Below are 26,673 nucleotides of genomic sequence, written 5' to 3' on the forward strand. Positions count from 1 at the left end.
AGGGAAAAGCGCGCTTCGCGAGCGGCCTCTGCCGCGCCCAGACTGGCCTGCTTTTACTCCGCCTCCGTGGCTTGGTTTTGCTCCGCCGTTGACACCGTGCGCGACCGACTGACAAAGTCTGACGTTAAACCGTCAGGATCGCTCGGAGAGCAACATGCCATTGCTGCCCATATTGCTAAGGTTGAGGTTCGCACCAAGCACCTGGCTGTCACCCTCAAGGCGATTGAACCGACGTCCAATCATGATCATCTCGAACTGGCTCGAGACGACGATAACGGCACCACGCAAGGCGAAGTCCTGATTCCGTGGACCAAGCCGCCGATGCGCAAGTTCCGAGAGGTGATCCAGCCCGCATCCGCATCCCCCCGGCGAACACGACCGATCCGGGCCGAGCGTCGCGCAGGCCTGATCCGTGCCATTGCCCGCGGCCGGCAATGGCTGGACGAGATCGTCTGCGGACGATCAACAATCGAACAGATTGCGGTCCGCCATAAATGCAGCGCTCGGCAAATCAATCTGACACTGTCGATGGCTTTCCTCGCGCCGTCACTGGTCAAGGCCGCCATCGAAGGTCGCCTGCCTCGTGGCATCGGCATCGCTGAGCTCCGCGATGCGCCGCCCGAATGGTCGAAACAGTATACCAAGCTCGGATTGCCCGCGCTTTAGTTATAGTTGTCGGAACGACGGCTGCGCCTACCAACCCTATTACTTTTGGTGTTCGTTTCGTCTGATCCTTCGAACAAAGGTTGGCAGATCACCGAATCAGGCCAGACCATTCAGGTGCGATTAGGAGCGCTCAAGGCAAACAGCCGCCCGGGATCTGCACGATGCCCGACAACAGGTCGTTATTCTAAGCTGAGGGAACCCCGCCAGGAACGGGAATTTTCGGACCAGAGACAGCGGCCGAAAACCGGACAGATCCACGAACGGAGACAGCCACCCGCAGGACCAGAGTCAGAAAAGCCCGCCAACGGCGGGCCTTTTTCGTCAGTCTCTGACAATCTGAGAAATAGCAGACTGGATGGTGGCGGACGCAGTCGGCTGCGAACCGGTCTCCCTGTTATTTGGGCTAAACAGGGTGATTTCGGGCAAAAAACAGGGAGACGTAGAGCGACGATCGTGACTTACGCCTGCCTCGTAGCGTTTTCTGTGATTTTTCTGAAAGAGGATATCAGGGAGTAACAGGGAGGCGCCCCGTAGAAACACGGTCGAAAAGGACAAAAACACAGACTTTTTTCGAGCACGCTGCCCTTTTCATTTGCTCTCGTTTGTCTATAGATGTTTGATAGACAGGAGCGCTTTCCTTGCCTCATTCTGCAATTGCCGTTTTCACCAGCAAAACATTTGAGACGCTGCTCGCACATGGCGGTTCCGGCCCCTGGGTAGGTGCGGAGCAACGCGTGCAGCAGCAGGAATTTCTGGTCTGTGTCCGAAAGGAGAGGCCTGGCGCGGAAAGCCACGGCGGGGCCTTTTTGGTCGGCAAGATCAGTGCTGTCCGTAAGCACGGCTTTGACCGACGAGGTCAACAGCGCTGGTTTTTCGCGATCAGCGAATTCGCCATTCCCAGTGGTAGCGGCCGATGGGAGTGGCGTAATCCGGTCAGGTATACAACCCTCGAGGAACTCGGGATTGAGCTAAGGAAGCTCAAATTCAAGCCTGCGCCGCCGGCCACGCAGACTATACCGACGCCGGACGCCATATCTAGCGTCAAGCCCTTAACGATAGCCGAGGCCAAGGCGGGGCTGGCCGCGAAATTCGGCGTGAGCCCGGACGCAATAGACATCCACATCAAAGGATAATCGGGGGGCGCGTTAAGCATTGCGGGCATTGGTATGCCACGTCGCATTGCTATGTTTATTAGATATCTATAGACGTGTCTGACGAAACACGGACTTCAATCGCAGGCATCGATATGAATAGCCCACAGATCCAACACGTCGCGCCGCAAAGTTTGAGGCCATATGCCGGAAACGCACGCACGCACTCAAAAAAGCAGATCAAACAGATCGCAGGATCGATCGAGCGGTTCGGCTTCCTCAATCCGTTGATCGTTTGTGACGGCGTGGCGATCGCCGGAAATGGGCGATTGCAGGCTGCGCTGCAGCTAGGTCTCAAATCCATTCCGATCATCGTCGTGAAAAATTTGTCCGATGCTGATCTGCGGGCCTACGTGATTGCCGACAATCGGCTCGCGCAGAATGCAGGCTGGGACCCTGATATTCTGGCGATCGAATTGCAGGGCCTTCTTGACCTTGGCTTTGATGATTTAGAACTGACAGGATTTTCGCTCGGCGAGATCGACGGTATTCTCAGTGACGCCGCTGAGAAGAGCCCTCTCGAGCCCGGCCCCGAAGACTCACTTCCCGAACATTTCGGAGCTGCCGTCTCACGTCCAGGCGATTTGTGGATGCTCGGAGCACATCGTCTGATATGCGGCGACGCTCAGAACGAGGCGGACTACGATCGCGTATTGGCAGGAAAGCCGGCCGATCTTGTTCTGACAGATCCGCCCTATAACGTTCCTATCAAGGGCCACGTCTCCGGCTTAGGCAAGACACAGCATGCTGAATTTGCGATGGCCTCCGGCGAAATGTCGGAGAGTGAATTTACACGTTTCCTAGCAACGTTTCTTGCTCACGCTAAAGCTCATTCCAAGGCCGCTGCGATTCTATTCGTCTTTATGGACTGGCGTCATTTGTTCGAACTGACCGTCGCTGGACGCGAAAATAACCTGGAGCTGAAGAATCTTATCGTTTGGGCCAAAGACAATGCCGGAATGGGAAGTTTCTACCGATCAAAACATGAACTCTGTTTTGTCTTCAAAAATGGCGAGGGTTCTCACGTCAACACCTTTGAGCTCGGGCAGCATGGCCGCTATCGGACGAATGTTTGGGAATACGCCGGCGTTAATACGTTTCGAGCGGGTCGGACAGAAGATCTGGCGATGCATCCAACGGTTAAGCCAACGGCGATGATTGCAGATGCCATTCGCGACGTGACCAAACGGGGAGCCGTAGTGCTCGATCCCTTCGCCGGCAGCGGAACGACGCTGATCGCAGCCGAAAAGACCGGACGCGCGGCCTGTGCCATCGAATATGATCCGCGCTTCTGTGATGTCATCATACGTCGTTGGCAGCAATACACCGGTAAAGCTGCGACGCTTGAGGGCGACGCAGGCACCTTCGAAGACGTTGAGCTGAAACGCGCCAGTTCCTCGACCTCCGAGGACAATGGCAATGGATGACGATCACCAGCCTGAGGTCCTTCTCCCGGCCCCATCCTCTGATGACGCCACCGTTGGCCCTGGCCGCCCGCCGAAAGCAACACGTTGGAAAAAAGGAGGTCCCTCGCCCAATCCTAAAGGGCGTCCGCGAAAAGATTCCATGTTCGCAGACGTGAAGAGGCTATTCGAAGATGCATTGAAGCAGAAGGTTCCGCTGACGCGCAACGGCCGACGCGTGTACCTGGCGAAGGTTGAGCTGGGCTTTGAGCAACTGGCAAACCAGTTTGCCAAGGGTGATCGCCACGCGCGGCGTGACGTTTTCACGTATTCTGAACAGCTGGGCATTGACCTTACCGGTAAGGCAGAAGCTCTCAAAGAGACGCTGACACCCAACCACCAGGAGATCCTCGACGCCTATTTAGCCCGTCAACGATCGTCGGACGACCGGCTTAAAGATGAGCGCGTGATTGCGCCGGTCGATTTGCTCGATAACGACGCGGATGAAGTGCGCTAGTATGAGCCCCATATCAAATGCCCTTGATACGGCAGAAATCCCTCCCCAGCTTGTGCTGCGCGCGGCGCTCGCCTGCGATTTCTGTGCATTTATTGAGTTTAGCTTTGGCGTCCTTCGACCGGGGACGCCATTTCGACCCAATTGGCACATTGAGGCGATGGCTCACAAGCTGGCTCAGATCGCCTCTGGCGAGGTCAAACGGCTTATCGTCACCCTGCCCCCGCGCAATCTCAAATCAATCTGCGCGTCCGTTGCGCTGCCTGCTTGGTTTCTTGGTCATCATCCCTCCGAAAGGGTGGTCGCTGTTTCCTATTCCGATTCGCTCGCGAAAACCCACGCCAACGATTTCCGCAAAGTCGTGAGTGATCCGATCTATCAGGCCACGTTTCCGGCAATGAGGGTTTCACGCGATACCGATAGTGAGATCCATACCACGCTACGCGGGCGCCGCTACGCCACCTCGATCTGACAGGGCGCGGCGGTAACCTTGTCATCATCGATGATCCACTCAAACCCAACGATGCCCATTCGGAAGCAGCCCGTACTCGGAGTATAGAATGGTATCGCTCGACGCTGGTGACGCGACCCGACGACAAGATGGCCGCCCGCATTGTCGTTGTCATGCAACGCGTTCACGAGGAAGATCTGGTTGGTTATCTTTTGGACCAGGGCGGATTTGAGGTCTTAAATCTTCCAGCGATCGCGCAATCGGATGCCTCCTATGAGCTTGGCGCGGGTGGTATTTACAGGCGCCAAAAGGGTGAACTGCTTCATCCCAACCACGAACCGGCCGAGGTACTGCGCGATCTCAAGAAAAACATGGGATCCTATGCATTCTCTGCGCAGTACCAGCAGTCTCCTATTCCACCAGGTGGCCGGATCATCAAAAAAAGATGGTTCAAGAGATACGGCCAATTGAGTCATGAACCGCGCGATCGTATTCTCATTAGCTGGGATATCGCGCTGAGCGAAACTGAGGCCGGAGACTTTTCGGTAGGCGTCGTGCTGCTCTGCCGAGAGGAAACGTTTTATGTCCTCGATGTTGTTCGGGGCAAATTTCCCTTCGATCAACTCAAGCGCAAAATTATAGAACAAAAGCAAATCTATCATCGCTCAACATTAATTATTGAGGAGTCTCCCATCAGTCATGGCCTCATTCAATCATTACAGGAATCGCGCATCAATGTGGTCACGTTCCGGCCCGACAGAGACAAACGGGCTCGAGTGATTTCACAGAGCGATCTGTTCGAAGGCGGATCCGTGTTTTTTCCAACTACAGCACCGTGGCTCGAGGACTTTGAACATGAACTCCTTGCCTTTCCGGGCCGGCATGATGACCAAGTTGATGCTCTGATTCAGGGTATCGCTTGGCAGCGCGAAGGATTCGGCATCGCGCAGTCAGGGCGAACGATCGGAATGATTTAATGGAACGGCGAAGACCCGCGCTCGCGAAGTAGGTCATTAGGGACATCCGTCGTACGACCGCATAACAGTACTCGGCTGAGGGAAAGCGACGCGGTGAGGAGTCGATCGCCGCGCCGTACCGCCGCCAAGGCGTCACTGAGAGCCTGTATCAAAATTGGTCGAAGGGGTTTCTGCAAGCCGCTAAGAAGCAGCTTGCCGGCAAGACGGCGCGGACGGCCACCGGCGACGAGGTGAAAGTGAGAGCTTAGCATGATACAATCACGCTAACGAAAGGGAGATGAGGTCCGATGAGATCCGCGCCTTTATTGCCGAAAATGAAACGCGACTGAAGACGAAGGATTAGGGCCTGCCTCAAAGCTGGAGCTTGGGGCGCGACTGGCACGGAACAATCAGTTGTCATCCGATAACAGTTCCGAAACCATTCGCTCTGCCTGTCAAATCCGCTAACGATTTCGAAAATCGCTCGCTGCATAGTCGCCCGCGTCAAAAGAAGCGGGGTTCGTTGTATGAGTGGGAATGTTGACCTGGAAAACGTGCGTCGATATCGCACCATTGCTTCGCTCTATCGTCAGACCGCCGCGTTCCGTCCTGCGCAAAGATGGACGCTCCTGGCGCAAGCCTATGAATATGAGCGTCTCGCGATGACAGAGCTCGAAGCCCACTTCAACGGTTATGACAGCGCATCGTGGAACGTGGCTGCCACTGCGTGAGCGCGGTCGAAGAGCCGGCTTCCAATTTGTCGCGGTTAATGCATCCCCTCGGCCAGCCACCGAAACAGCCCCGTCTCTATCGCGGCGTTCGCTACCCGCTCAGCCGTCCAAAGATGCAAATCGACGGAGTCAGGCATCCTGAGGACTTTCGGCGCGCTTTGATAGATAAAGAAACAGCGATCGAACTGACGTCGTGATGAAACCGCCGGACATAGTATCGAGTTCTGCCTGTGGTGACCGGCTCTTGAACTGAATCCAGGCGACCTCGTTTGTGATCGGTTGCGGCAGCACCATATCCACATCACCTTAGAGCGGGGCTAGGGAAACGAATTCGCTGCCCGTCCCGGACAATCCCGTCACAGCTCGGGGACTGAAGGCTTAAGCTTTGAATGAACTTTGCGTCTGCCCGCGCATTAGCGGAGCAGTTAAGAAAGGGAGAGTTCAATGTCGAACCCGAATGACAAGGTAGACCACAGCTCAAAGGCCCCGCTGAAGTCCGACATGAAGGCAGGCGTTCAGCCCAACCAGCAGCCGGGCGTGAAGATCCCGAAGAAGGAGGGCGAGCACCCGGAAGGTACGCAAGACCAGGGCAAGAGCTGAGAGCTCGCACCTCCAAGAAGCCGCCAGCCTGCAGCCGGCTGGCGGCGCGAGGGCGATGAGCGAGAAGCTGCGCCCATTACACAAAGAAACAGGGGCGCAAATCTGAGACCGGGCAGTTAGGAACCCAGCCTGTACAACGCGGTTTCTCATTAGCATTTGGAAAACAATGGTGATCGTCATGTCGGATATTTTCAGATCATTGCTCAAGCTTTCAGCCGTTCCTGCGCGCTTTGGGTTAGTTGCTGCTGACGCTGCGGTGACCGTCGGAAAATCGATCGTTGAGCCGGAACAAACGCAGCAGAATCACTTTGCTCCGGCCGCGCGGTTTACCGCTGCGGAGATCAACGCCGCGGCGCAAATCACCAGCATGACTATCGGTCGAGACACGACCTTCCTCAATCTGCTTGAGCTCAATTTCCCGGAGGCGACTATCAGAGCGATGGCTGAAGCCGCATTGATCGCCGCGCGCGATGTTCGTCTCCAGGCCACCACCGGTACCGGTACCCAGCATTAAGTCCTGTATTCTAGGCGTCGGGCACTTCGGTGCGTGCTTGGCCGGCCTTCTCCTAACACTCTTGTAAGTAATTCAACAGCGCGTCACGTCTGCAAGTCTGATGGATACTCTCGCAATAGCGTTACATGGATCGCGGAAGTTCACAGCTAATCGCCGGAACTCTAAGCCGCCGGCTCCGTTTCCCTCGATGGAAATTGCGGTTCAAGAAGCGCGTCCTCAAGCTGAGGTAGGTGCCGCCGGCGATAAGCTGCTTATGTTTCACCAATGCGCGACCGCCGCCAGCATCGACCGACGGGCCCATCCGGACTCGAACCCCTTTCCTCAGCTAGACGTCCCAAAAAAACCCAACTTAGACGTCCCAAAAACACCCGCATTAGACGTGCCGAAAAAACCTGACCTGGACGCTCCAAAAAAACCTGATCTAGCCTAAGCGGTAACGCCTACCGGATCGCAGTCTGGCGAGCGATGCCGGGTGCTTCCGCTGATCGTCGGAGCACCCATACGTCAAGGCGCTTTCTGTCATTTTCAATTTGCCTCTCTTAGTCGGAGTGTGTGCCTGGACAATTCCGGGCGTGGACCAGCGACATACCGATGAGCGACTGGGTTGCCCTGGGATTTGGCGGCCTTTTTACGCTTGTGGTCGGAAGCGGATTGAATCGGGACTGATCTTCTACAGCAGCCGGGGCGGCTAGGATGTTGAGGCGTACCGAAAATGGCGTTCGAAGTAGTCCGAGACTTTCGATCGTCGATCCCCGGGTGCACTTGGGCGCCTTTCATTGCAATTCCTGTAGCAGCATCGAGCACAATAGAAAGCATCTTCGCCGATCTCGGAATGACGATCGCCTAATGTCATGAGTTCACTGGTCCCTCGCGGACAAAGGCTGGTCAGACACTACGCCGAATGCTCGTCGAGCACGGCGAGGGGCATCTCATCATTACGCTGCGCACCATCGTGGAATCATCCGGTAACGAACGCGCGCTGACGGCGGCCGGAATTCAGGGCGTGAGTGATCTCGTCCTGGCGCATGCGTCTTGGTCTGACCACGGACTGGCCTGGATCGAAGCGTTCTACAATATCGATTTGATCGAGCTCGCAAAGATTGCGAAGGCAAACCGCAAGGCGGTCCCGAAGCGTGAGGCTATGGCGGCGATGCTGTATGAGCGTTTGGCGCTGATCTTTGATCCGCCGCCGAAGCCAGGAAACATCGCCCATTCAAGCACACTAGAACGACGCCACGGTACGCTCATCTGCCGGCTACCTGATCAGGCGTCGGACTTTTCACCACGCGGCGGGAACGCCCACGCCCCATGCGTCTCCTTCTCTCGACACTCACGAGCGTACATCAACAGCGCATCACACGTCGCTGGTCGTTGATGGATCTGGCCAATCGCTCGGCCGGCTCAGCCTGCTCACGAAAACTCTGGATCATGTGCCACCTCATTTTAGGCACAAGTTGAGACTAAATGCCTTCGTTCCTCGAAGCATCGGCTCAGGCTTAATGGCGCGTAAATCCGAAAGGGTGGCCGACCCTCCGCACTGAAAAGGGAGGGTCGAGGCTAGCTGCGGTTGGCCCGCGCAGTGCGCGGTCGCGGTCCGGGCGAGTTGGCTCAAGCGTCGATCTCTTTCGCCGCCTCGGCCTTTGTGGCTCTTTTCAGAAGATCGCTTCGTTCGGCGGCGGCACGGCTTCTGCCTTTTGCCGCGTCTCTTGAGGCGCTTTTCGAGCGACTTGGTTTGTTTAACCCTGCGGCGTGTGCAGGTTCTTGTTACCGCCCAACTCGGGCTTGTGTATCGGCTCGTCTGGTCGGCCTGGAACTCCAGGAGACCGCGTGTGACGTGCACTGCGTCCTTCAGCTCTCCTCTTCCGCAATTCTTCGCACGCGTGCGCGTTCCCAAAATCACGCTCAACTAGTCAACGAGCTTCAGAGCGTCCTCGCCCGAGGGGGTTTCCACCTCCGGGTGACTTCCGCCACGAGATCTTTCGTACCCTTTTGCTCCATCTGTCCTCCTGGTTCAGTCCCAAGGCTCCCCTTCTAGAGCGTCTAGCGGGATTTTGAGAAAGCGTTTGCCATTGTTTTCTGGTTCGGGAAGTCGGCCACCCCGGATGTTCACTTGCATCGAATGCAGGATCAATTTGGGCATAGGCAGCTCGCGATCGCGTGCTTCGCGGAGCGCAACGAACTCCTCTTCGGTCTTTGCTTCTATGAGATGGCTGTTCTCAGCCCTCTGCTGGGCCACGGTGCTTTCCCAAGCAGGTTTCCTGCCACCGGGGCAGTAATCATGACCGGTGAACAGGCGCGTCTCGTCGGGCAAGGCCATGATGCGCTGTATGCTTCGCCAGAGCGCGGGAGCACTGCCGCCCGGGAAATCGGCGCGCGCCGTTCCGCCATCGGGCATGAAAATAGTATCGTGGATGAAGGCAGCGTCGCCAAGCAGGTAGGCGATGGAGGCTAGGGTGTGACCAGGGGTGAACAGCACCTCCACGTCCATGTTGCCGATCTTGAACCGCTCCCCATCAGCAAATAGCCGGTCCCATTGCGATCCGTCTGCCGGGCAACAGTCCGAAACGTTATAGATGCTCTGCCAGAGCTTCTGGACCTCAACGACCTTTTCACCGATCGCGGTCGGCACGTCTGTCCTGTCCTTCAAATAGCCAGCTGCTGAGAAGTGGTCCGCATGAGGATGGGTGTCGAGGATCCATTGAAGCCTAAAGCCCTGATCATCGACATAGCTCAGCAGCGCGTCGGCAGAGTGGGTCGCCGTTGCGCCGGACTTCGGGTCGAAATCAAGCACCGGATCGATGATCGCGCAGCTCTTGGTTTCGGGGTCGGCGACAACGTACTGAACGCTCGAAGTGCGCTTCTCGAAAAACCCCTTGACGAGGGGCCGTCCTGAAAGCCTCGGTAATGCTCGATCAGCCATTTTTTCCGTTCTCCTGAGGCGATAAGCGCGATGACGTCGCGCGATACGATGTAAAGACCGACGGCGATCACAAGATTGCAAAACGCGGCCCAAGGCCTGCTTCCCCGCCAGCGCGTTGCCGAGCGAAACGCGTGCAACTTCGCCCACGATACACTCCAATACGAAGAACGCCGCGAGAGGCGAACCGATGAGGCCTAAGATTGCATAGCTCGCCCCCATCGGCGCGCTGGGCGCTCCGGCAAGGGGCGGCGGACCACAATCGGGATGCGTTCCTGGATTGCGGATCCGGCACAAGAAATCCAGTCGAGCTAGAGACAAGCCTGTTCTGGCTGTTCGCACCCAGAATGGCCTGCCCAACCAAAATCAACAGCGGGCCTGATCGGGTCGGGGGTCATTGATTGGATTGCTACCACATAGTGCGCAGACAAGGCGGAACTAACGCCTCGGTATTCTCTTCATACCCGATCAAAAAGGAGCATTTCATGGCTACCGATGAGAGAAAAAAGCGCTGATTGGGAGCAACAAGGTCGAAGGGACACCCGTCTGCCGGTCGACACAGAGGTTACGCAATCGGACGGGAATCGGAGCCACCGCCCTCAACTTCAGCTCCGTGCGCAGGCTTTGGGCTAATCCATCGTCGGCACGATGGGTCAACATAGCTTCACCAGCTTGAGGTTAACAAATTTCTTGGAAGGCTAATGATGCTGGACACCAAGGGCCGTCAAACTTCCAATCGTGAACACGATGAGAAGCCAGGAAAGTTCATGCGTTTGTCGCCAGAATGCGATTCCCCAAAATCATGATAGAACCCGCTCAGCGCGAGCTAGATGGATTTGTTAAGCTTCTGGAGTCGTTTGGAATCAAGGTGCGTAGGCCGGATGCAGTCAACTGGAAACGCCGCTTCCGCACGCCGGACTGGCACTCGAGAGGTTTTGTTAATGCCTGCCCCCGCGATTCTATGCTGGTCATCGGCGATGAAATTGTCGAGACGCCGATGGCATGGCCGACCCGCTATTTCGAAACTCATTCTTATCGGACACTGCTGAAGGAGTACTTCCGCGCTGCCTCCTATTCTAAAAGATTGGGACATCTTGGTTGCGCCGGAGCCGAACCCAATCGAAGATCGGCTTCTCCAGATCACCTCCATGTGCGGTAAGTGGCTTAGTATGAATGTACTTACTCTCGACGAGAAGCGTGTTGTCGTTGAGCGACATCACACATCGATGATCAACGCGCTGGAACAGTGGGGGTTTGAGCCGGTACCTTGCGATTCTTACACTATGCCGCGTTTGGCGGTGCGTTTCATTGTGCGACGCTCGACATAGGCGGCGAGGTAGTCTGGAAAGCTACTTCTAGTTCAACGATTGGTCGATCCTTGGTGCCATTGACACCTCACCGCTGGACGTTTGTTTGCGGCGCGTCCTAAAACTGCATGGCACCGAGACATGGGAGCGGCGGGCCGCAAACCATATGCTGATTTGTCATCGTGACTTGCAGAAAACGATCGGCCTGATCCACGTCCTTCGATCATCTGCCGCCGCTCGGAGCGACATGCGCGCTCTCCATTTCTCCTATGATACGTCCCTAAGAAGCATTTTGAGCCGTCGAAGGTCGAACCCGGAAGATTGACCGCGCAGGCGATTAATGTCGCGCCGCTACCGCCTCACCGGAGCCGATGCAATTCGTCAACCATTCGCGGCGGTGATAATTGGTTCACCATCGCCGTTAAGCCCTTCTGACAATTCGTCGTGCGACTAATGCGTCATGATCGAAGACCAACTTCGACAGGGAGCGCGTCGGTCAGATTATTCTGGCCAGCGGGATCAGCATGGCAGCGAAGAAATCTCAAAAGAAAATCAGCGGTCGGACAACGACCGCGGCTGCCGCTGCTAATTCGATATCCATACATTGTCGGCAGCGTGATCAATACGGGCTTAGTGGCGATGAGTTCAGTTCAATCCTGCTTTGCCTCATAGCGACCAAGCGATTAATTTGAACCGCGCGGAAACGTGGTTCCAGGTTTAACCCGGTTCCGCGACATCAAGCTTAATCCCTGAGTTTCGTTGCGCCGGTTGTGGAGAGCGATAGCTTCCCGAAACCGGACATTGCCCTTCGTCCGGATCAGCGCTGGCGAGGCCGTCGGGCGAACATATACCGCTCGGCGGCTTCGTTCTGGAAAATGAGGATCTCATTTCACCACCGCTCAATCCGAACCTGACGCTACGCCACCGCTGAGCGCCGCGCCAAAGGGCCGACCAGAATTAATCATGAGGCGGTAGCATTCTCTGAGGGGGCTAGCGTGGATCCGAGACATTCAAACAAACCTGACCCTAAATGCCGTGAGACAGTCTTCAAACGGCGTGGTTTTGTTTAATTCGGCGGCGTATTCTGGTCATTTCTAGGCCTTGAAGGGATGGCGGGAAGGCCGCCATGCTTCTCGGGAGGGCGAGCACCATGAGTAGCATCTGAAAGGGCGGGACTATCGGAGGCGCGATTATCGTGCTGCTGGCCATAATTACGCGGCAATGAGCTACTTGGCTTTCAGTAACGCTAACCACGCAGCCGCCGCCGCGGTTGCCCTGTCCCATGCGATCTGTGCCGTGACGCCCGCTTGTAGGGCACCGACGAGTTGTCGGCAGGCGTATAAGAAAGTGGTTTCGGATTCCGCGATTTCGCCGTCAGTCTCTAAGTCTCTCGCTAGGCCTTCCACCAGCCAAGCGCGTCTTGGGCAGGCGAGCCTCTCGCAACCCTCAAAACCGAGACGGCTTAGCGGGCTCTAATCAAGCTTTCTTTCTCGCCCATCCGATCTTTGAGCCCTCACCACAATCGAATCGCTCGGAAGGTATTGAACCATAGGCTCAACGCCGGGTGCGGCAATCCTTTGCTTAAGACTAAGTGGATCGCGACGAGCTTGATGGCCTGTGCCGGCTAGAGGCCGGTGAGGGCCGACGAATGACCAGGTGCCGAACGACCCAGATCCTCATCGCGAGTGGCAGATAATCAGTGATCAGAAAATATACGCATTGACCTCGGCCTTGCTCTGACTTGGAGTCCGGATCGGCTTGCTAGCGTCGCAAGCTTTTCTTTTGTTAGGCGATGTAACGGGCGGTCGAAGAAACGCCAGACAACAGCGGCTAGTGCGAAAGCACCGGCGATAATACCCATGGTGAAGGCCGGATTTGTTGCTGTGGTGCGAGCGCCGTGAAGACAACGTAGCCGAGCTGCATGTGTAACAGGTAAAGGGGATACGTGATGCCGCCGGCGGCGAGCACGGCCTTTGCCGGCAGCGGCATGCGCTTGACCTTGGTCGCAAGAAGGACAAGCGCGAAAGAAATCAGACAAACGGCAACGGCCACCTTTGGGTCGAATGAACTGTCGGAATGTACGCCAAGCCGTTCAAGTTTATGGACGGTTTGGAATACCATTGTGCCCAGCGCTCGGCGTCCGCCCCTCCGCAGAGAAGGCGATAACAAAGCCGCTAATCGCGAAAAAGACGGGTACGCCGAGGAAACCGTATTGCGCAATCGGGGCTAACTCCGGAAGCGCCACCAAGTACGAGCCGTGCGAATAGGGGCCCAGAAAACGTAGTGATACAGAATAATGCCTGCGACAGCGGCGAGCCGCAGCAGGTCGAGGGCCGGTAGCCGCGAGGGCGCTGTCTGAATTTGCTGCACGAGCCTGATCTTCCAGAGCATGCACCACCCGCCCTATCGCTGAAGATCCCTTTAACACAACGATGAATGGGCATCCGTCACAGCAGGGCTAGTTCCTCCCCATTGCACGTTCCTACAGTGCCCGTGGTAACGAACGCCGTCTTTAGTCTTCGCGACATGCAATCTGCTCGACCAGGTTGACGACGCTGCGGCGGAGCTTTGGATCAGTGATCCGAGTGAATGCGCGGATCAGGGCTAGTCCCTGAGTTGTTGCGACAAAACTGGAAACGGAGTCAGGTGATGGCACCTGGCCGGGATCCTCGGTCGCGGAGATACGCGTGGGGCTACCCTCGAATAGAAAAGAAACCGGAACTCCAAGGATCTCGGAAATCTGCTTGATGCGACTGGCACCGACGCGATTAGTGCCTTTTTCGTACTTCTGACCCTGCTGAAATGTCAGCCCCAAAGCTTCCCCAAGTTGCTCCTGGCTCATGCCGAGCATAATGCGGCGCATGCGCACGCGGCTCCCGACATGCTTGTCAACGTAATTGGGCGACTTAATCGACATATCCTGGTCTCTTCGCCGGAAGGCCGCAGCGAGCTGTCGGTACAATCAGTTGCAGTTATCGTCAAATTCAACTCGATCACATGATGAAAATTCGAAGTTAATTCGTTATGGAATGGAATTGCTCGACTTGGCGTTAGTTCCGCTTCCCGATCGTCCTACGACTATGAAATAGGGTGGGGGTGCGGCTACGCCCCGACGTGCGCGTGCAACGATAGTGATCCTCGGGATACAAATCACGTAACGGTCATCGTAGAAGAGACGGCGCACTAGGCGCATCGCGTTGCAATTCATCGATCGCGCCTTACACCTGATACAACGCAATGGCGAAAGGCTGGCAGCGTGGTGAGCACCGGTTCGTTGTCCGCGGCGAAGCAATGGATTTCTCCGTTCCAACCGACACACCAGAGGGATATGCGCGGAAACGCTGCAACGGATCTATGCTCTTTTGATCGGCCGATTATCGAAGCGACAGCACGTGCCAGGTCAGAGCGCGTCCTGCGGTACCATGACGAGGGCCACGTCAATCTTCTCATTGTGATGATCATCGAGTCGGCGGATAACGAAAATGCGCTCGTCACGCCAGTGATCGAGGCCGTGCACCATGTGATGACTCGGCAATGCGCGTGGACGGAAAAGGGCTCAGAATGGCTCGAGGCGTTTGATCATCTGCCGCCGCTGATGACAATTCTCGAAGTTATGCGCGGGCTCGACCTTGTCCTCGAAACATCGCTTGGCAGTATCTCGGCATAATCCTGGAAAACAAGTTGAGGAAGCATTTCGAACCTGAGCCCCACTCAGAAGCCGCGGGTCGAGCAAAGTCTAAGGCCGAAATGGTGATCGCCGAGGGATTGTTCCTCCTACAACACAAGGGAGAACACAAGACGTCTCGCATTACCCAGCTCGCCTTCGACAAGTTCGGGCTTAGTCCCACCAATTGCGCAAAGGTAATGAACGTATGGGGATCGCCTTTGGCTAGTGAAATGCCTCTCTCGTGTTGCGCTATATGAGCTCTCGGCGCCGTCGACCTCGCCGGCCGTTCTTGAAGCAATCGAAAATAGATTGCGCCTTAGAAAGAAGGTCAGGGCGCCAGAGATCAGGCGCTTACGAGCGACCTCGGGCTGAGGCTACCTCAAATCGCCGTCGCTTCAACGGTTGGAGAATATAATGAGCAAGGCGCCCGACGGCACCATTTGCATTGCCGCGCATGATGCCCCGCTGCGCGCGCGATCTTCAAATTATCCCGAGCCGTACCGGTCGCAGATGGCGAGGCGGCAGAAGAGGCCGCTTGGTGATCTGTTCGGAATTCGGAATTTCGGCGTCAACCTGACACGTCTTTTGCCGGGAGGTATGTCTTCGCTGATGCACCGGCACGATAAGCAGGACGAATTCATTTTCATTCTGGAAGGCCAACCCACGCTAGTGACGGATCAGGGGGAGTTCGAGCTCCAGTCAGGCATGTGCGCTGGCTTTCCGGCTAAGGGTCTTGCGCATCATCTGATCAATCGTACGGGATCCGACGTCGTGTATCTAGAGATCGGTGACCGCTCACCTGGGGATTCCGCTACCTATCCAAACGACGATCTTGAGGCAGTGCTGGATTCGTCGGGAGCTTGGCAATTCCTGCATAAGGATGGAAAGCCCTACACTGAGTGAAGCCAATCTCAGGGCGGCGGAATGGGATGGAACGAACCTGATCGGGCGCGTTATCTCGAGGTTGAATTGTTCCTCGCGGCCGAACGGAGCGTCACAATGAGCATATTTGGAAAGATCATGGGTGCCATCTTCGGCAGCCACGCCGAAGCTGCGACACCGGAATCAAAACCCGAGACAGGCGGCGGGTTTTCTGCGACCCCGGCCACCTCTACCTCAAATGGAACGGCCGCCGGCAGCTCTGTTGACGTTGCAGCCATTCTCGACAAGGCTGTAGCGAAGAAAAACGAACAGCTGGCCTGGCGAACTTCGATCGTTGATCTCATGAAGGCTCTCGACGTCGACTCCAGCCTAGAATCTCGCAAGGAGCTGGCGAAGGATCTGGGCTTTCCCGGCGACATGAATGACTCCGCGACGATGAACATTTGGCTGCATAAGCAAATGATGGCACAGCTGGCAGCTAACGGCGGCAAATTACCGCCTGATCTCGCCCGCGCAGCTTAGCGGGAGGTTCGCTTCGTTATTCATGCCAACAGGAGTTCGACAAGTGACAATTGGTACTGTGAAGTGGTTCAACGGGCAGAAGAGTTATGGCTTCATAGCACCCGACAACGGCGGCAAAGATGTCTTCGTGCACATCTCGGCCGTGGAGAAGGCGGGCCTTGGCTCGCTCAACGAGGGCGACAAAGTGAGCTACGAGGTCGTTGTGAACCGCGGCAAGGAAAGCGCGGAGAACCTTCGGGTAAGTTGATCCGTCTGCCCGCCGGTCAAGGCTGGCGGGCGATCGCTAATCCCGCGGATGCAGGCGAGGACGTTTCCTTCAGTTAGCGGTTCACCGTTTACTCAGAGGGACCGCGTGGATCCACCGGCGGCTGCAATCCAGGCGACCTGGACCATGCGTCATACCGGGCCGCCTTTTCCGCCTGCTCGATCTTTTTCAACAGAGCATCACGAGCAGGGCCAGGCTCAAGCTTGTCGGCCTGCTCGCGCGTTTTATCAGCCCAGGCTTTAAGACGATTCTGAAGGGTGAGCTGCTTCGAACTACGACGTTCAGCCATCTGCACCTCCACCTCTTAACCCGATGGCAATTCTAGCGCCGAAGAAATCTCCCGGGCGAGCGGTTTCTTGCTGGATGCCACCTATCGGCGGTGCGGTGGATTGTCTCGCTCATCGCAGCTTGGCTGCGAGGCTCGCCGATGGAGCCAAGGCCGACGGATGTCTAAGCTGTACCCTTCAGAGAATCGATCATAGCGCGATGTTCTGTCGCTTCATCGGGCGGCATGTTGTGAAGTTCATCTTCAGAGAAGGCTGGAGCGGCTCGAATGATAAATTCGTCGCCATCAAAACTCCCAGCTATTAGCCGCGATCCATCATCAAACCAGTAGGACGTGAGACCATCGATCGTTTCGGTAGCGATCCGTCCCCAATGACCACGAGCTAATTCTTTCTGAACTGCTTCGATCTCAACTGACCCCGCTGCTTCCTTTTCATTGAGAAAATTTTCCGCCTTCCCCATGGCATTCACTCCGTCATCGAGGTCGTTGCGTCCATGCTAGTCCGAACCGGAGGCCGTGTCAGGTGATCTGAGGTTCTTGTATTTCGGTTCAGAGCTAGGAACGCGCGGTTTTCCATGGCGTTGCAGCCGTAAAGGAGCTTCTACATGCCATGTTCGTCCGCCTGCAAGCTGCTTCTCGTTGCGACCCTGTTATCGCCTGTATCTGCCCTTGCGCAGGGCGGTGGCGGAGGAGGAGGAGGGGGAGGGGGTGGTGGCTCGGCCGGAGGCGGCGCGGCGAGTGGCGCTTCGGGAGCAGCGGGCTCAGGAGCGGGCCCCGGCACGGGCAGTGCTCCAGCTGGAAGGGCCGGCACGACAGGCAACCGGGCTGGTGGCGCAGCGGGAGGCCGCATAGACGGCACCGTTACTCCAGGACCTGCGATGCGGGGGGACGATGTGATTCGCAAGGAAAACACACCGGGTCATTCCAAAGCTGACAAGAAGATCGACAGCATCTGCAGGGGATGCTGACGGTGGCTTGCTGCCGAACCGCGAAATGGATGTGACGTTACGGCTGAGGCTGCGTAGCAACGATCCCACAGCGTCAGCGTTGGCAGATATGCCCAACCTCTTCATCTATGCGATCGTTGTCGGCTTCGCCGTACTGATCACGCTGCTGGTGTTATTGTTCTTCTATCCGATCGTCATCTGAAAGCGGCGACGAGCGTCAACGCCAGAGCCTATTCGCTCTCACGGCGGAGGCGGGTCTCTTCAGCATCGTTCAGGATGATCAATGTGGGCGCGGATATAGGCCTAAACGTCACTTTCCAACTCAGCCTAATTTTCCTTCGAGACGCCTTGCTCATGTGCCGCCCTGAGCAGGTTGTTCGCCAACTGCCGGATTGGCGACCTCTTCTCGGCGCTGGCCTTCTTGCTCGTCCGCGTGAACGGCTCACGTCGAGCCAAAATTTCACGAACTCTTTTGCGCTGGGTCAACGCGCGCAACACTCTCCCGCCCGGGGGTTTATCTGAACGGCGTTGCCAAGTCCGGCAGATAAGCCAGCAGCGCGACCAAAGAAACAAACCCGACCGCAATGAAGAGAAGAGATAGCTTCTGAGGACCGCTGATGCGCTCCAACTCAGATTTAGGCTGACCTGGCACCGATAAACGAGGGCTAAGGGCTGGCAGGGCCGTTCGTTCCAAAGATTGTTTTGTTCCCGGCGGCTCCCACTTCGCCTTCAAAGATCCGGCGGGACTTTGGTCCGCGCAAGCCACCGGCGATCAATCCAAAAGAAACATGCCATAGAGCGAGACGACAAGAACGATTAAGCTACCGACAGCCATTATCATCAGAAAGTAGCGTTCGAGCAGTTCGGCACCTGAAGACATTGGGGCCCTCTGACAAGACCGGGACGCGGTCGAGGATGCTCTCACCGCGTCAGCATTTCCGGGTGAGAGTTTACAACCATTCTAACAGAAATCAGTTGCATGGAGCGGAATAATTAACTCGTAGAGGGATCGCCCGCTTCTCTCCGCAACTTTTCAGCCCATTCCCGGGTGTCTTGCATCGGCCTGCCTTTATCCCTGAAGCCGAGAGCCGCCAGCTCTGCGCGGAGCTGGTCGCGGTCTGTCACATGAGAAACTTGGGCCTGCTCGAAGGTTGCCAGGAGAACGCGTGCGTTATGGGCCGCGTCCGCGTGGCCGTCGCGCTCCAGCTCGGCCATGATCTCCTTCTGGCGAGCTATATTTTTCTCGCCAAGCAGCACATGCTCCTCAGCTTGCGCCAGATGCCGCACTGTCATTTCCCGCTCGTCCATGGCGACCAGCTTACATTGAAATCCGGCGTATGGGTCAACCTGACCCGGTCATTAGGTCGGCCCGCCCGGCAGCTCACAAAAAGGCCCGCCGGATGGATTACAGCGGGCCTTTCGGGTTCGGGAGTCGGTGCTCAGTCAACGCCCCGTTCCGACAGATCAAATGCGTAGCGCAAAAGAGCATTTCTATAGTGAGACGTTTGAGCAGTCGCTTTTTGAACCCTCAGCTGCGATTATTTTCCGGCTCCTGCCATTGCACGTCTTGCAGAGCACCCGAAGCGATAAGTGCCGGCGCCGCCGCCGTTTTCAGGGATGAACTGCGCACCGGCATCTTCGAGGGCACGCTGAATGGAGGCCGCGGTCGCTGGCCTCGGGATCGCCCTTCCTCGCTCAATGCTGTTTAACGCTGCCGTCGAAAGATTAGCCGCCTTGGCCAACCGGCGCGGCGGCGGAGCAGGCGGTGGAAGGCTCAACTATACGTGCGAGTCGACGTCCACTGCATGCTCGTGTACCGGCTGGCTAGACTGTGTCCTCATCATGGATGAATGCAGGACGCCGCCCGTAAACTCAGATGGCACTATTTGCAGCGGCGCTGCTCCCTGCACCTGCACCTGCACCTGGCACTAGCTCTACCGGCTGCGCTGGTTCCTCGCAGCTTCTCCGCATAGGCGTCGCAAGTGCCATTCTTCTTGCAGGCCTGTGCGGACCGGATACCGTATCCAGGCATACATTAGGCAGAAACAGCGCAAGCAGACACCGCCACTTCCCCTGCTAAAGGAGCCCACGCTTTGGACCGCAGGCCACAGCTGGCTGCCGCATTGGCGGCGGCTCGAAAGGCAAGCAGCATCGTCGTTTTTAAGCTCGACCGGCTTTCCCGCGACGTGGCCTTCGTCTCGGGCCTGCAAGCCAAGCAAGTGCATTTCGTTGTACCTCTCCCCTCAATCATTCGATCGAGGGTATTCATATGCCAGGAAACATCGAAAGGCGCGAAGTCAGTATGACGGCTAGTATTCGGCAGGATCACTCCGACATGAACCGGTTCACTATAACGAAATGATCGATGGTGCTGCTCGACGACATGATGTTGGAACGCGGACGCTGATCGGTGCCCAGCACACCGGCTATGCCGCCGGTGACCGCTCCAACAGTCCCTCCCACCACCGCACCAACGGGGCCCGCGCTTCCTCCAATCATTATTGCACGGACCGGTAAATTGGAAACACCGTTCTAGTTCCGCTAGGTTCTAAACTGCGTGTGCCGCGCCGATTTCGTGAAACCATGTTGAGCCCTTAGCGTTGTCGCGTCACATGGGAGGCGACGATGGTTTCAACTGCACGCATCTTCTTCGCCGGAGTGGCAACGTCAGCAATATTAGTAGGAGTTGGATTTAGCGGTGGCATATTGCTTGGGCGAGCGGCGCTTGAACCAGTTCATCCGACGAAGACGGATCAACCAAGGTTAGCGAAGAGATCGCTTCCTACAGCAAGAGTAGTTTTGCCAGCACCTATGGAAATAGCTGACAATCCGCCCGCAACTGCTACTGCTCCCCACATACAACTAGAAAATCCCGAGACGTCTGAGCCGCAGAAGACGTCTTCAGGGGAACAGCCTCACGTCGCGTCCGAGAAGACCAACCAAGCTCGCATGCAGGGTTTGAAGAACGCAGAGCAGGCAGAGCAAATGGCCAAAGTTGAGAAGAAGAAGGCTGAGGCTATCCACCAACGACGAAGGGCCGCTGCAAGCGATCGTCATCGGCGATATGCAGAGCGGAAGGCGCGGCAGGAAGCAGCGTCGGAGCAGCAAGCACAGGAACAACGCCATCAAGAAGAACGTCAGGCCCTCAATAAGCAGGCTGGACCATTTGGTCTGTTAGCGTTTGGTGACGGTATCGAAGTGCCGAGGCAGGCTAGCTTCTTCGGTAATTAACCCGGCATTGAAAGAGGCGCCCCTTTAACGGGGAACTTTCGACTTGGCACGATGTTACCTGCGAGCGATCCGAACAAGGAGACTTTGAATGAAGAACCTTTTGATTTGTGGTGCACTTGCAGCATTTGTTTTGAGCACGCAGGCAGCGGTGGCCGATCATGAGTTTTACATCGTTCAGGATGCCCACACCAAGAAGTGCACGGTCGTAGATACTAAGCCCACGACGACTACAACGACCGTGGTCGGAGATGGAACTGTCTACAAGACTCGCACGGAGGCGGATTCCGCGATAAAGACGACCAGGATTTGCACCGAGCATTAAAGGGTTATCAAGGGCGACCTTGGACCGCTATGAATCGATTTAGCTAAGAGACAATCTGGAGACGGCTCGGCAACGAGCCGTTTTTTTTGGCGTGATTACAAGAAAACTGACGGAAGAAGAAGCTAAGCAGATGATTGCGGCGAATATGAAGGAGTATAGCCGCCGACTTCTATTCCGCTGTGCGCTCGGGCCAGGTCGAGCAAGACGCGATCCCAGTGGCTTAAACTGACTGACTAGGCTAACCCGCAGCGACTTGAGACCCTGTACTTCCTCTAGATTTGGGCAGCGTCCGTCGATTAAGGAGACGGACGATGCGCGCCTCGCGGTTTCACTGAAGAACAAATCATCGAGATTCTGAAGGAGCAGGAGGCTGGTGCGAGACGGCTGATGTCTGCCGCAAGCACGGCATCTCGGCAGCAACCTTTTACAAGTTCAAGGCAAAGTTCGGCGGGATATCCGACGCGCCCGCCTGAAGGCTCTTGAGGACGAGATCGCTCGGCTGAAGAAGCTGCGGCGGCCGCTGGCGCTCGGCACGCGCAGGCCCATGCCGGACCGGGCCAACACAACATCATGGGCGGCGATCATCCGCCCACGATTGCCGGTCAGGTGCGTTCCAAGATGGAACGATCGGAAGCCGAGCAACAGGGCAACGCCACAAGAGGCCGCGCGGCGCGTTCTCATTTCGGGCTTCATGCATTTTAGATTATTTTGTTGGGTTAAGCATATCGCAACCTGTTCGGGGACTACCCGAACATTTTGATGTCCCGAGCGCAGCCTATCGCCCAACGTTCTTCGTCAAGATTAGGAATCAAGCGCGTTCGGCATCAACCATGGATATCGTTTTAATTCTATTGTCTCTCAGCGCACTCATAGGCACAATTGCAGGCTTGCGCTTTAAAGTCTTTGTCCTTGTGCCTATCGCGTTGCTGATTGTTCTGGTCTCGGCAGCTGTTCTCCGCACGCATGGTTTCGGTCCCGGGAGCGGGATTGCCATCATAGTCGCGGGTCTGGTCGTGAACCAGGCTGCTTACGCCCTTATCCAGATCGGCTTGGGAGTAAATGCTTATGACCGATCATTTGAAGAAATAGCCGACGGCGAACCAGCCCCCGACCGCGAGCAGCATGTCGGCGATAATCACCGCGATCAAAAGCCGTCCCCATCCCGGTCTTTTCCTTCGCATAAAAATTAGCGCTCGGCGTATTTTCCAAGGGCTACTGTACCATTTTCGCTTGAAGCGCAGGCACGTTGCGTCGTGGTGGGACAATGCTTGGGTCATAACAAGGCACTTTGCGTTGTGATTTCACTGAACGCTCCGTTCAGAGCAAAGCGAGTGCCATTCGTTCGTGACGGACGCGCTGAGAGAAGATGGTGATGCTCCGGGCATTAACGAAAATTCCTGCGAACAAAGCAATCCCTAGCGGCTCGATTTGCGCGAACACCGCTCCGGCTTGGTTTTCTTTGAGCAGTCAAATTTTTACGACGGCGCAGGGCGGGTCAGTCGTATCAAGCTTCGGCGCGCCACCTCCTCTGCCATAACAACAAACGTGATCGTTAATGCTCGCCTGTTTGAATGCATCCGCAAAATATTATAATGAATGGCAATGCAATCGTATGACGTGGTGAGTCCACCACTCCTAGTTGCTGAAGAAACTGGGGCTACGTCCTGCGCGAGTTACCTGTCGTTCGAGGGATTCAAGAATCCCCCTGTGGAAGATGCTCCTCGAACAAGATGCCCGCCTATGGTCACAATCCCCACTCATCAAGGAAGCAAGTCTGATTCGATCATAGGGATGGGCAGTTGACCGGTTGGATTTGCGAGGAAGGAGCTGTTCGGAACGCTAAAGCTAGCGAGACGGGACTGATTGCCTTGCTGATCGGATACACGGTTGCTGAAGTTGAACGCGATCTCATTATTGAAACGCTGCGTGCTTACGATGGCAATCGGACGCGGGCAGCAAAGACGCTTGCTGTTTCGGTTCGCACCTTGCGCAACAAGATCAACGAATATGAAGCCAAAGGTTTTGATATTCCCTCTTCGGTTCACAATCAGGTCTGCTAATCGATTTCAGCCTTCGGCTTCATCAGTAGCTCGACGGCTTATTGGCTCCGGCGCATTTCCAGAAGCAAAGTGGTTGACCCTTTGCAAGGCGTAGACGTAGTCAGGCGGTGGAATGCCTACGGTGAACTTGGGCAACAACTTTATAGCCCGGCTCACTCATCTGATATCGAATGAGGCCGCAAGCTAACGTGTTGGTGCCGCAGACGCGTTTAAGGCAGTAGAGCAAAAAGGAGCTGGCCGGCGAATGGTCCTATACTCGGACCCGCCGCTGGGGTCCGGTGCGGTCGATCAAGACATTCATTCCGGGATCGCCTGTACGGCTAAACGCGACCGCATCGATATTCCCTTAGCCCGCTCAGCACCTCGTATCGCCGCATTTGAACTTGTGCCTTCAATAGCAACGCGCGACTCCGGGCGGTCTTCGCCAGCTCCGAACGTTGCTCAGATGGGGGACGTTCAACAGTACCAAAGTAAGTAAACCTGACAGTTCGTGCATACGCTCGATTAACTATTTCACTGGATGGTGGCGCACATATCCTTAATTGAGCAATCCTGCCTTGTGCCGTGGAGTCGCCCCATGCGTCGGTTTCCTGTTCTGATCGTCGCGGCTGGGGCTGTGGCCATGGCAAGTGGCAGCATCATCGCTATCGCAGCACAACATTTTCTCGGTTCGGCCGCATTCGAGCCAGCACCCGCTGCGAAGCCAGAATTAGTCACCGGCTCAATTGATTCGCGTTGGCCCAAACCGGGCGTAGAACGCCAGACTGCGGTCGCCGACGCTGCACCGGAAGTCGCTGCGCTGGAAGTCGAGGCAGCGCCGGAGCCAGAGAAGCGAATGGTCGTCGCCAAGCCCACCTGCAACAACCCGAATGCATTAGGCGTGTCGCGCACGGTGCAGATCGATACAATGGGCGGACCTGGCTTTGGTATGTCACAGTATCGCGACTACGACTTCCTACGGCCCGGCGAGGTAGTGTTGACTTTCGATGACGGCCCCTGGCCGGTGACGACACCGATGGTGCTAGCGGCCTTGAAGGCTGAGTGCTTGCGGGCCACCTTCTTCTCGATTGGCAAGCACGCCACCTGGCACCCTGAAGTGCTGAAACAGGTGGTGGCGGAGGGCCACACAGTGGGCTCGCATACTTGGTCGCACCAAAATCTTGCTCATAAATCGCCGCAAGAAGCTCAGGATGAAATCGAGAAAGGTATGAGCGCGGTAGCGACGATGGCCGGTACACCGATCGCGCCGTTTTTCCGCTATCCGCAATTGCGGCAAACCGGCAATCTCAAAGCATATCTTGTCCAGCGCAATGTCGCGGCATTCTCGATTGATATCGACTCGGAAGATTTCAAAATCAAGAAGCCTGACGTGTTGGTGGGATCGACGATGGCCAAGCTCAAAAAGAACGGCAAGGGCATTATCTTAATGCACGATCTGCATAAGTGGACCGCCCTTGCGGTGCCGGAACTGCTAGCCCAGCTCAAGGCGAATGGCTACAAAGTTGTTCACGTCCGCGCTAAAGATACGCTTAATACCCTACCAAAATACGACGCAATAGTCGCGGCGGCGCAGCCGGCCAAATCAAACAACGCGCGCGCGATTCCGCAGTAATACAGACCATCGACCGACTGAAGGCAACGACGGGCATACGCGTGTAACTCCGTCCTCACGGTGAGCAAGAAAAATTCCATTCTCGCGCTCCAAGCCCAAGTCATGCTGGTCCGTAACGGCAAAGGACTCAAGTGTCTCTTGATTGCAGCAATTATTGCGCTCGTCTATTCGCCCGCGTTCGTCATGCTCGTTCCCCTCTGGCTCTATTCCGTTCTCGAAGAACGAATCGGCGTCGCTAAAATCAACCCGCCGTGATTCCTAACCGTCAGTGAAGAGGCTGCGTCACCATCGTTGCTCATACTCGCCGAGTGCGATAGTTCGCTACGTCTAATTAATAACGGCCGCGACCTGGTTGACCAAAGGCACAGCTTCGTCAGATCGCTTGAGGGATTGCGACGAGACGTTCCCACGACTTCATTTCATCAACATCCCTTGTTAGCTGAGCTCGCACGGGATATTGCCGTTACCTTGCGCAAAACGCGCGATCTGCTAAACTGCGCGTTTTATGATTGAAGGATCGAAGATTTGCCCACGAAGAAGACAGCTGTTAGCCGCGAGTGGACGAAGGACGACGTCCGCACTCTCAAGGCGCTTGCGAAGCAGACGGCAGGCGTAGCGAAGATTGCAAGAATGTTGAAGCGAACACCCGGCGCAACGGCAGCAATGGCAATAGCATCGGTGTGTCGCTAAGCACTCAATAACGATGCAAGCACTGAAACCAACGGATTGGATACTCTTATTCGTCCTGTTTATTCTTACGGTTGGGCCGCTTTGCTTGCGTCCGACGTTTTGGCATCCAAATGCTGAACGATTACTCGCACTCGCTGTGCTCGGGTTTGCCTTCTCTTTTGCCTATCCCCGTCGACTCTTGGTCATCTTAATTCTTCTTGCGGGCTTTCATTGCTGTTTTGAGTACCTGCAGCACTTCGTGAATTACAGGCACGCCACTGCGCATGATGTCGCGATCAAACTGGCAGGCGTAGGGTCTGCGGTGGTAGCTTTGTTTCAAAATTTGTCGACGACATCAGATTCGGCTAAGGCGACATCAATTCAGCACACCGGTCGGCAAACTCGAACGCGCGGAGATTGTCGTCCTTTCTCCATGGAGGGCCACGCGTCGCTGGCTGAAGAACAGCATGCACCGATGCTGGCCTAGTTATTGATGGCGACACACTCGAAATTCACGGGCAGCGCATTCGTTTATCAGGCGTGGACGCGCCCGAGTCCGATCAGCTTTGTCGTGGTGACGATAGCTTAAAGGTATCACTGCGGTGCGAAGGCTGCGAACGACTAGCTCGCTTCATTGCTGGCAGGCCGGTTAGTTGCAAGGGCGTGGACATTGACCGATATAAGCTGTCATTCGGCTCGCAAATTTGACCCCGTATTGGAGTGGTGAAGACCGCTATCAGATCTCACTAGCGCTCGCCGGGTTCACGCCGGATGAAATTGCAGTGACGGCCGAACGCAACGTGCTCTCGATTGAAGGACGCAAGACAGAAGCGGTCAAGAAGGATTACCTGTACCAGGGGATTTCGGCGCGCCAGTTCAAGCGCACCTTCAATCTCGCCGACTATGTCAAAGTCGAAGGTGCGACATTCGAGAATGGTCTACTGCAGATCAAGCTCGTGAGGGAAATTCCCGAGGCCATGAAACCTCGGCGCATTCCCAT

General features: G+C 56.1%; 32 protein-coding genes and 2 pseudogenes. 26 read left to right on the forward strand and 8 right to left on the reverse strand.

What is annotated here, in order from left to right; genetic code table 11:
* From GGQ85_RS17835 to GGQ85_RS17885, 10 genes and pseudogenes are all read left to right on the forward strand, one after another.
* A pseudogene (locus tag GGQ85_RS17835) lies at positions 1-666 on the forward strand (hypothetical protein); the annotation flags it as partial.
* Between the two features lie 638 nt (positions 667-1,304).
* On the forward strand, positions 1,305-1,799 hold the full coding sequence (locus GGQ85_RS17840; RefSeq protein ID WP_309775674.1) for a hypothetical protein: 495 nt from the start codon (positions 1,305-1,307) through the stop codon (positions 1,797-1,799).
* Positions 1,800-1,912: 113 nt separating this feature from the next.
* Positions 1,913-3,244 (forward strand): site-specific DNA-methyltransferase, encoded by a 1,332-nt coding sequence (locus GGQ85_RS17845; RefSeq protein ID WP_309775675.1) that lies wholly within the window; start codon positions 1,913-1,915, stop codon positions 3,242-3,244.
* Positions 3,237-3,737: a DUF5681 domain-containing protein gene (locus GGQ85_RS17850; protein WP_309775676.1), complete on the forward strand. Its 501-nt coding sequence runs from the start codon at positions 3,237-3,239 to the stop codon at positions 3,735-3,737. Before GGQ85_RS17845 ends, GGQ85_RS17850 begins: the two co-directional genes overlap by 8 nt.
* 1 nt (position 3,738) lies before the next feature.
* The gene (locus tag GGQ85_RS17855; protein WP_309775677.1) at positions 3,739-4,206 is read left to right on the forward strand and encodes a hypothetical protein; all 468 of its coding nucleotides are present in this window, start codon (positions 3,739-3,741) and stop codon (positions 4,204-4,206) included.
* 128 nt (positions 4,207-4,334) lie between these two features.
* Positions 4,335-5,162 (forward strand): phage terminase large subunit, encoded by an 828-nt coding sequence (terL, locus tag GGQ85_RS17860; RefSeq protein WP_309775678.1) that lies wholly within the window; start codon positions 4,335-4,337, stop codon positions 5,160-5,162.
* Positions 5,163-5,668: 506 nt separating this feature from the next.
* Positions 5,669-5,872: a hypothetical protein gene (locus GGQ85_RS17870; protein ID WP_009797550.1), complete on the forward strand. Its 204-nt coding sequence runs from the start codon at positions 5,669-5,671 to the stop codon at positions 5,870-5,872.
* Positions 5,873-6,316: 444 nt separating this feature from the next.
* The gene (locus GGQ85_RS17875; protein ID WP_009797553.1) at positions 6,317-6,472 is read left to right on the forward strand and encodes a hypothetical protein; all 156 of its coding nucleotides are present in this window, start codon (positions 6,317-6,319) and stop codon (positions 6,470-6,472) included.
* 166 nt (positions 6,473-6,638) lie between these two features.
* Positions 6,639-6,986, forward strand: coding sequence for a hypothetical protein (locus tag GGQ85_RS17880; RefSeq protein ID WP_309775680.1), 348 nt, complete (start codon positions 6,639-6,641; stop codon positions 6,984-6,986).
* A gap of 901 nt (positions 6,987-7,887) precedes the next feature.
* Positions 7,888-8,361 (forward strand): hypothetical protein, encoded by a 474-nt coding sequence (locus tag GGQ85_RS17885; RefSeq protein ID WP_309775681.1) that lies wholly within the window; start codon positions 7,888-7,890, stop codon positions 8,359-8,361.
* 636 nt (positions 8,362-8,997) lie between these two features.
* Here the strand turns inward: GGQ85_RS17885 and GGQ85_RS17890 are convergent.
* Positions 8,998-9,906 carry an MBL fold metallo-hydrolase gene (locus GGQ85_RS17890; protein ID WP_309775693.1) on the reverse strand — a complete coding sequence of 303 codons (909 nt, stop codon included), beginning with the start codon at positions 9,904-9,906 and terminating at the stop codon, positions 8,998-9,000.
* A gap of 799 nt (positions 9,907-10,705) precedes the next feature.
* Here GGQ85_RS17890 and GGQ85_RS17895 point away from each other — a divergent pair.
* Positions 10,706-11,062, forward strand: coding sequence for a hypothetical protein (locus GGQ85_RS17895; protein ID WP_309775682.1), 357 nt, complete (start codon positions 10,706-10,708; stop codon positions 11,060-11,062).
* 1,978 nt (positions 11,063-13,040) lie between these two features.
* Here GGQ85_RS17895 and GGQ85_RS17900 read toward each other — a convergent pair.
* The 3 genes from GGQ85_RS17900 to GGQ85_RS17910 all read right to left on the reverse strand — a co-directional run bounded on the left by GGQ85_RS17900 (position 13,041) and on the right by GGQ85_RS17910 (position 14,127).
* On the reverse strand, positions 13,041-13,331 hold the full coding sequence (locus GGQ85_RS17900) for a hypothetical protein (protein WP_009797560.1): 291 nt from the start codon (positions 13,329-13,331) through the stop codon (positions 13,041-13,043).
* Between the two features lie 105 nt (positions 13,332-13,436).
* Complete coding sequence (locus GGQ85_RS17905; protein WP_309775683.1) at positions 13,437-13,601, reverse strand: hypothetical protein; 165 nt, start codon at positions 13,599-13,601, stop codon at positions 13,437-13,439.
* A 121-nt stretch (positions 13,602-13,722) separates the two neighbouring features.
* Positions 13,723-14,127, reverse strand: coding sequence for a helix-turn-helix domain-containing protein (locus GGQ85_RS17910; protein WP_309775684.1), 405 nt, complete (start codon positions 14,125-14,127; stop codon positions 13,723-13,725).
* Positions 14,128-14,664: 537 nt separating this feature from the next.
* Here GGQ85_RS17910 and GGQ85_RS17915 point away from each other — a divergent pair.
* The 4 genes from GGQ85_RS17915 to GGQ85_RS17930 all read left to right on the forward strand — a co-directional run bounded on the left by GGQ85_RS17915 (position 14,665) and on the right by GGQ85_RS17930 (position 16,528).
* Positions 14,665-14,877: a hypothetical protein gene (locus GGQ85_RS17915; RefSeq protein ID WP_165475228.1), complete on the forward strand. Its 213-nt coding sequence runs from the start codon at positions 14,665-14,667 to the stop codon at positions 14,875-14,877.
* A 414-nt stretch (positions 14,878-15,291) separates the two neighbouring features.
* Positions 15,292-15,780 (forward strand): cupin domain-containing protein, encoded by a 489-nt coding sequence (locus GGQ85_RS17920; protein WP_009797563.1) that lies wholly within the window; start codon positions 15,292-15,294, stop codon positions 15,778-15,780.
* 96 nt (positions 15,781-15,876) lie between these two features.
* A complete protein-coding gene (locus GGQ85_RS17925) occupies positions 15,877-16,281 on the forward strand; it encodes a DUF3597 domain-containing protein (RefSeq protein ID WP_040674122.1) in 405 nt (134 codons plus the stop codon).
* A 22-nt stretch (positions 16,282-16,303) separates the two neighbouring features.
* Positions 16,304-16,528: a cold-shock protein gene (locus GGQ85_RS17930; protein WP_309775685.1), complete on the forward strand. Its 225-nt coding sequence runs from the start codon at positions 16,304-16,306 to the stop codon at positions 16,526-16,528.
* Positions 16,529-16,616: 88 nt separating this feature from the next.
* On the opposite strand, the gene GGQ85_RS17935 is transcribed toward GGQ85_RS17930, so the two are convergent.
* Positions 16,617-16,835: a hypothetical protein gene (locus tag GGQ85_RS17935; protein ID WP_009797566.1), complete on the reverse strand. Its 219-nt coding sequence runs from the start codon at positions 16,833-16,835 to the stop codon at positions 16,617-16,619.
* A 161-nt stretch (positions 16,836-16,996) separates the two neighbouring features.
* Complete coding sequence (locus tag GGQ85_RS17940) at positions 16,997-17,293, reverse strand: hypothetical protein (protein ID WP_309775686.1); 297 nt, start codon at positions 17,291-17,293, stop codon at positions 16,997-16,999.
* Between the two features lie 144 nt (positions 17,294-17,437).
* On the opposite strand from GGQ85_RS17940, the gene GGQ85_RS17945 reads away from it, so the two are divergent.
* Together GGQ85_RS17945 and GGQ85_RS17950 are read left to right on the forward strand one after the other, a co-directional pair.
* Positions 17,438-17,800 (forward strand): hypothetical protein, encoded by a 363-nt coding sequence (locus GGQ85_RS17945; RefSeq protein ID WP_083780387.1) that lies wholly within the window; start codon positions 17,438-17,440, stop codon positions 17,798-17,800.
* A gap of 25 nt (positions 17,801-17,825) precedes the next feature.
* A complete protein-coding gene (locus GGQ85_RS17950) occupies positions 17,826-17,981 on the forward strand; it encodes a hypothetical protein (RefSeq protein ID WP_165475230.1) in 156 nt (51 codons plus the stop codon).
* Positions 17,982-18,772: 791 nt separating this feature from the next.
* On the opposite strand, the gene GGQ85_RS17955 is transcribed toward GGQ85_RS17950, so the two are convergent.
* Together GGQ85_RS17955 and GGQ85_RS17960 are read right to left on the reverse strand one after the other, a co-directional pair.
* Complete coding sequence (locus tag GGQ85_RS17955; RefSeq protein WP_309775687.1) at positions 18,773-19,072, reverse strand: hypothetical protein; 300 nt, start codon at positions 19,070-19,072, stop codon at positions 18,773-18,775.
* 245 nt (positions 19,073-19,317) lie between these two features.
* Entirely contained in the window at positions 19,318-19,557 is a 240-nt protein-coding gene (locus GGQ85_RS17960) for a helix-turn-helix domain-containing protein (protein ID WP_309775688.1), read from the reverse strand.
* 315 nt (positions 19,558-19,872) lie between these two features.
* Here GGQ85_RS17960 and GGQ85_RS17965 point away from each other — a divergent pair, with 315 nt between their 5' ends.
* The 9 genes and pseudogenes from GGQ85_RS17965 to GGQ85_RS18005 form a co-directional block, all read left to right on the forward strand.
* Entirely contained in the window at positions 19,873-20,085 is a 213-nt protein-coding gene (locus tag GGQ85_RS17965) for a recombinase family protein (RefSeq protein ID WP_083780388.1), read from the forward strand.
* 319 nt (positions 20,086-20,404) lie between these two features.
* A complete protein-coding gene (locus tag GGQ85_RS17970; protein ID WP_309775689.1) occupies positions 20,405-21,010 on the forward strand; it encodes a cell envelope integrity TolA family protein in 606 nt (201 codons plus the stop codon).
* An 88-nt stretch (positions 21,011-21,098) separates the two neighbouring features.
* Positions 21,099-21,332, forward strand: a complete 234-nt coding sequence (locus GGQ85_RS17975) for a hypothetical protein (protein WP_309775690.1) — start codon at positions 21,099-21,101, stop codon at positions 21,330-21,332.
* A 342-nt stretch (positions 21,333-21,674) separates the two neighbouring features.
* A pseudogene (locus tag GGQ85_RS17980) lies at positions 21,675-21,843 on the forward strand (transposase); the annotation flags it as partial.
* Positions 21,844-22,162: 319 nt separating this feature from the next.
* Complete coding sequence (locus GGQ85_RS17985) at positions 22,163-22,522, forward strand: hypothetical protein (protein WP_083780389.1); 360 nt, start codon at positions 22,163-22,165, stop codon at positions 22,520-22,522.
* 609 nt (positions 22,523-23,131) lie between these two features.
* Positions 23,132-23,392: a helix-turn-helix domain-containing protein gene (locus GGQ85_RS17990; protein ID WP_009797578.1), complete on the forward strand. Its 261-nt coding sequence runs from the start codon at positions 23,132-23,134 to the stop codon at positions 23,390-23,392.
* Between the two features lie 520 nt (positions 23,393-23,912).
* Positions 23,913-25,004, forward strand: coding sequence for a polysaccharide deacetylase family protein (locus GGQ85_RS17995; protein ID WP_309775691.1), 1,092 nt, complete (start codon positions 23,913-23,915; stop codon positions 25,002-25,004).
* Between the two features lie 60 nt (positions 25,005-25,064).
* Positions 25,065-25,259 (forward strand): hypothetical protein, encoded by a 195-nt coding sequence (locus GGQ85_RS18000; protein WP_165475231.1) that lies wholly within the window; start codon positions 25,065-25,067, stop codon positions 25,257-25,259.
* Between the two features lie 1,118 nt (positions 25,260-26,377).
* Positions 26,378-26,673, forward strand: a 296-nt coding sequence (locus tag GGQ85_RS18005) for an Hsp20 family protein (RefSeq protein ID WP_309775692.1), incomplete at its 3' end; no start/stop codon positions are given.

It is taken from the genome of Nitrobacter vulgaris, assembly GCF_031453995.1.
In the GTDB taxonomy this organism is placed as follows: Bacteria; Pseudomonadota; Alphaproteobacteria; order Rhizobiales; family Xanthobacteraceae; genus Nitrobacter; species Nitrobacter vulgaris.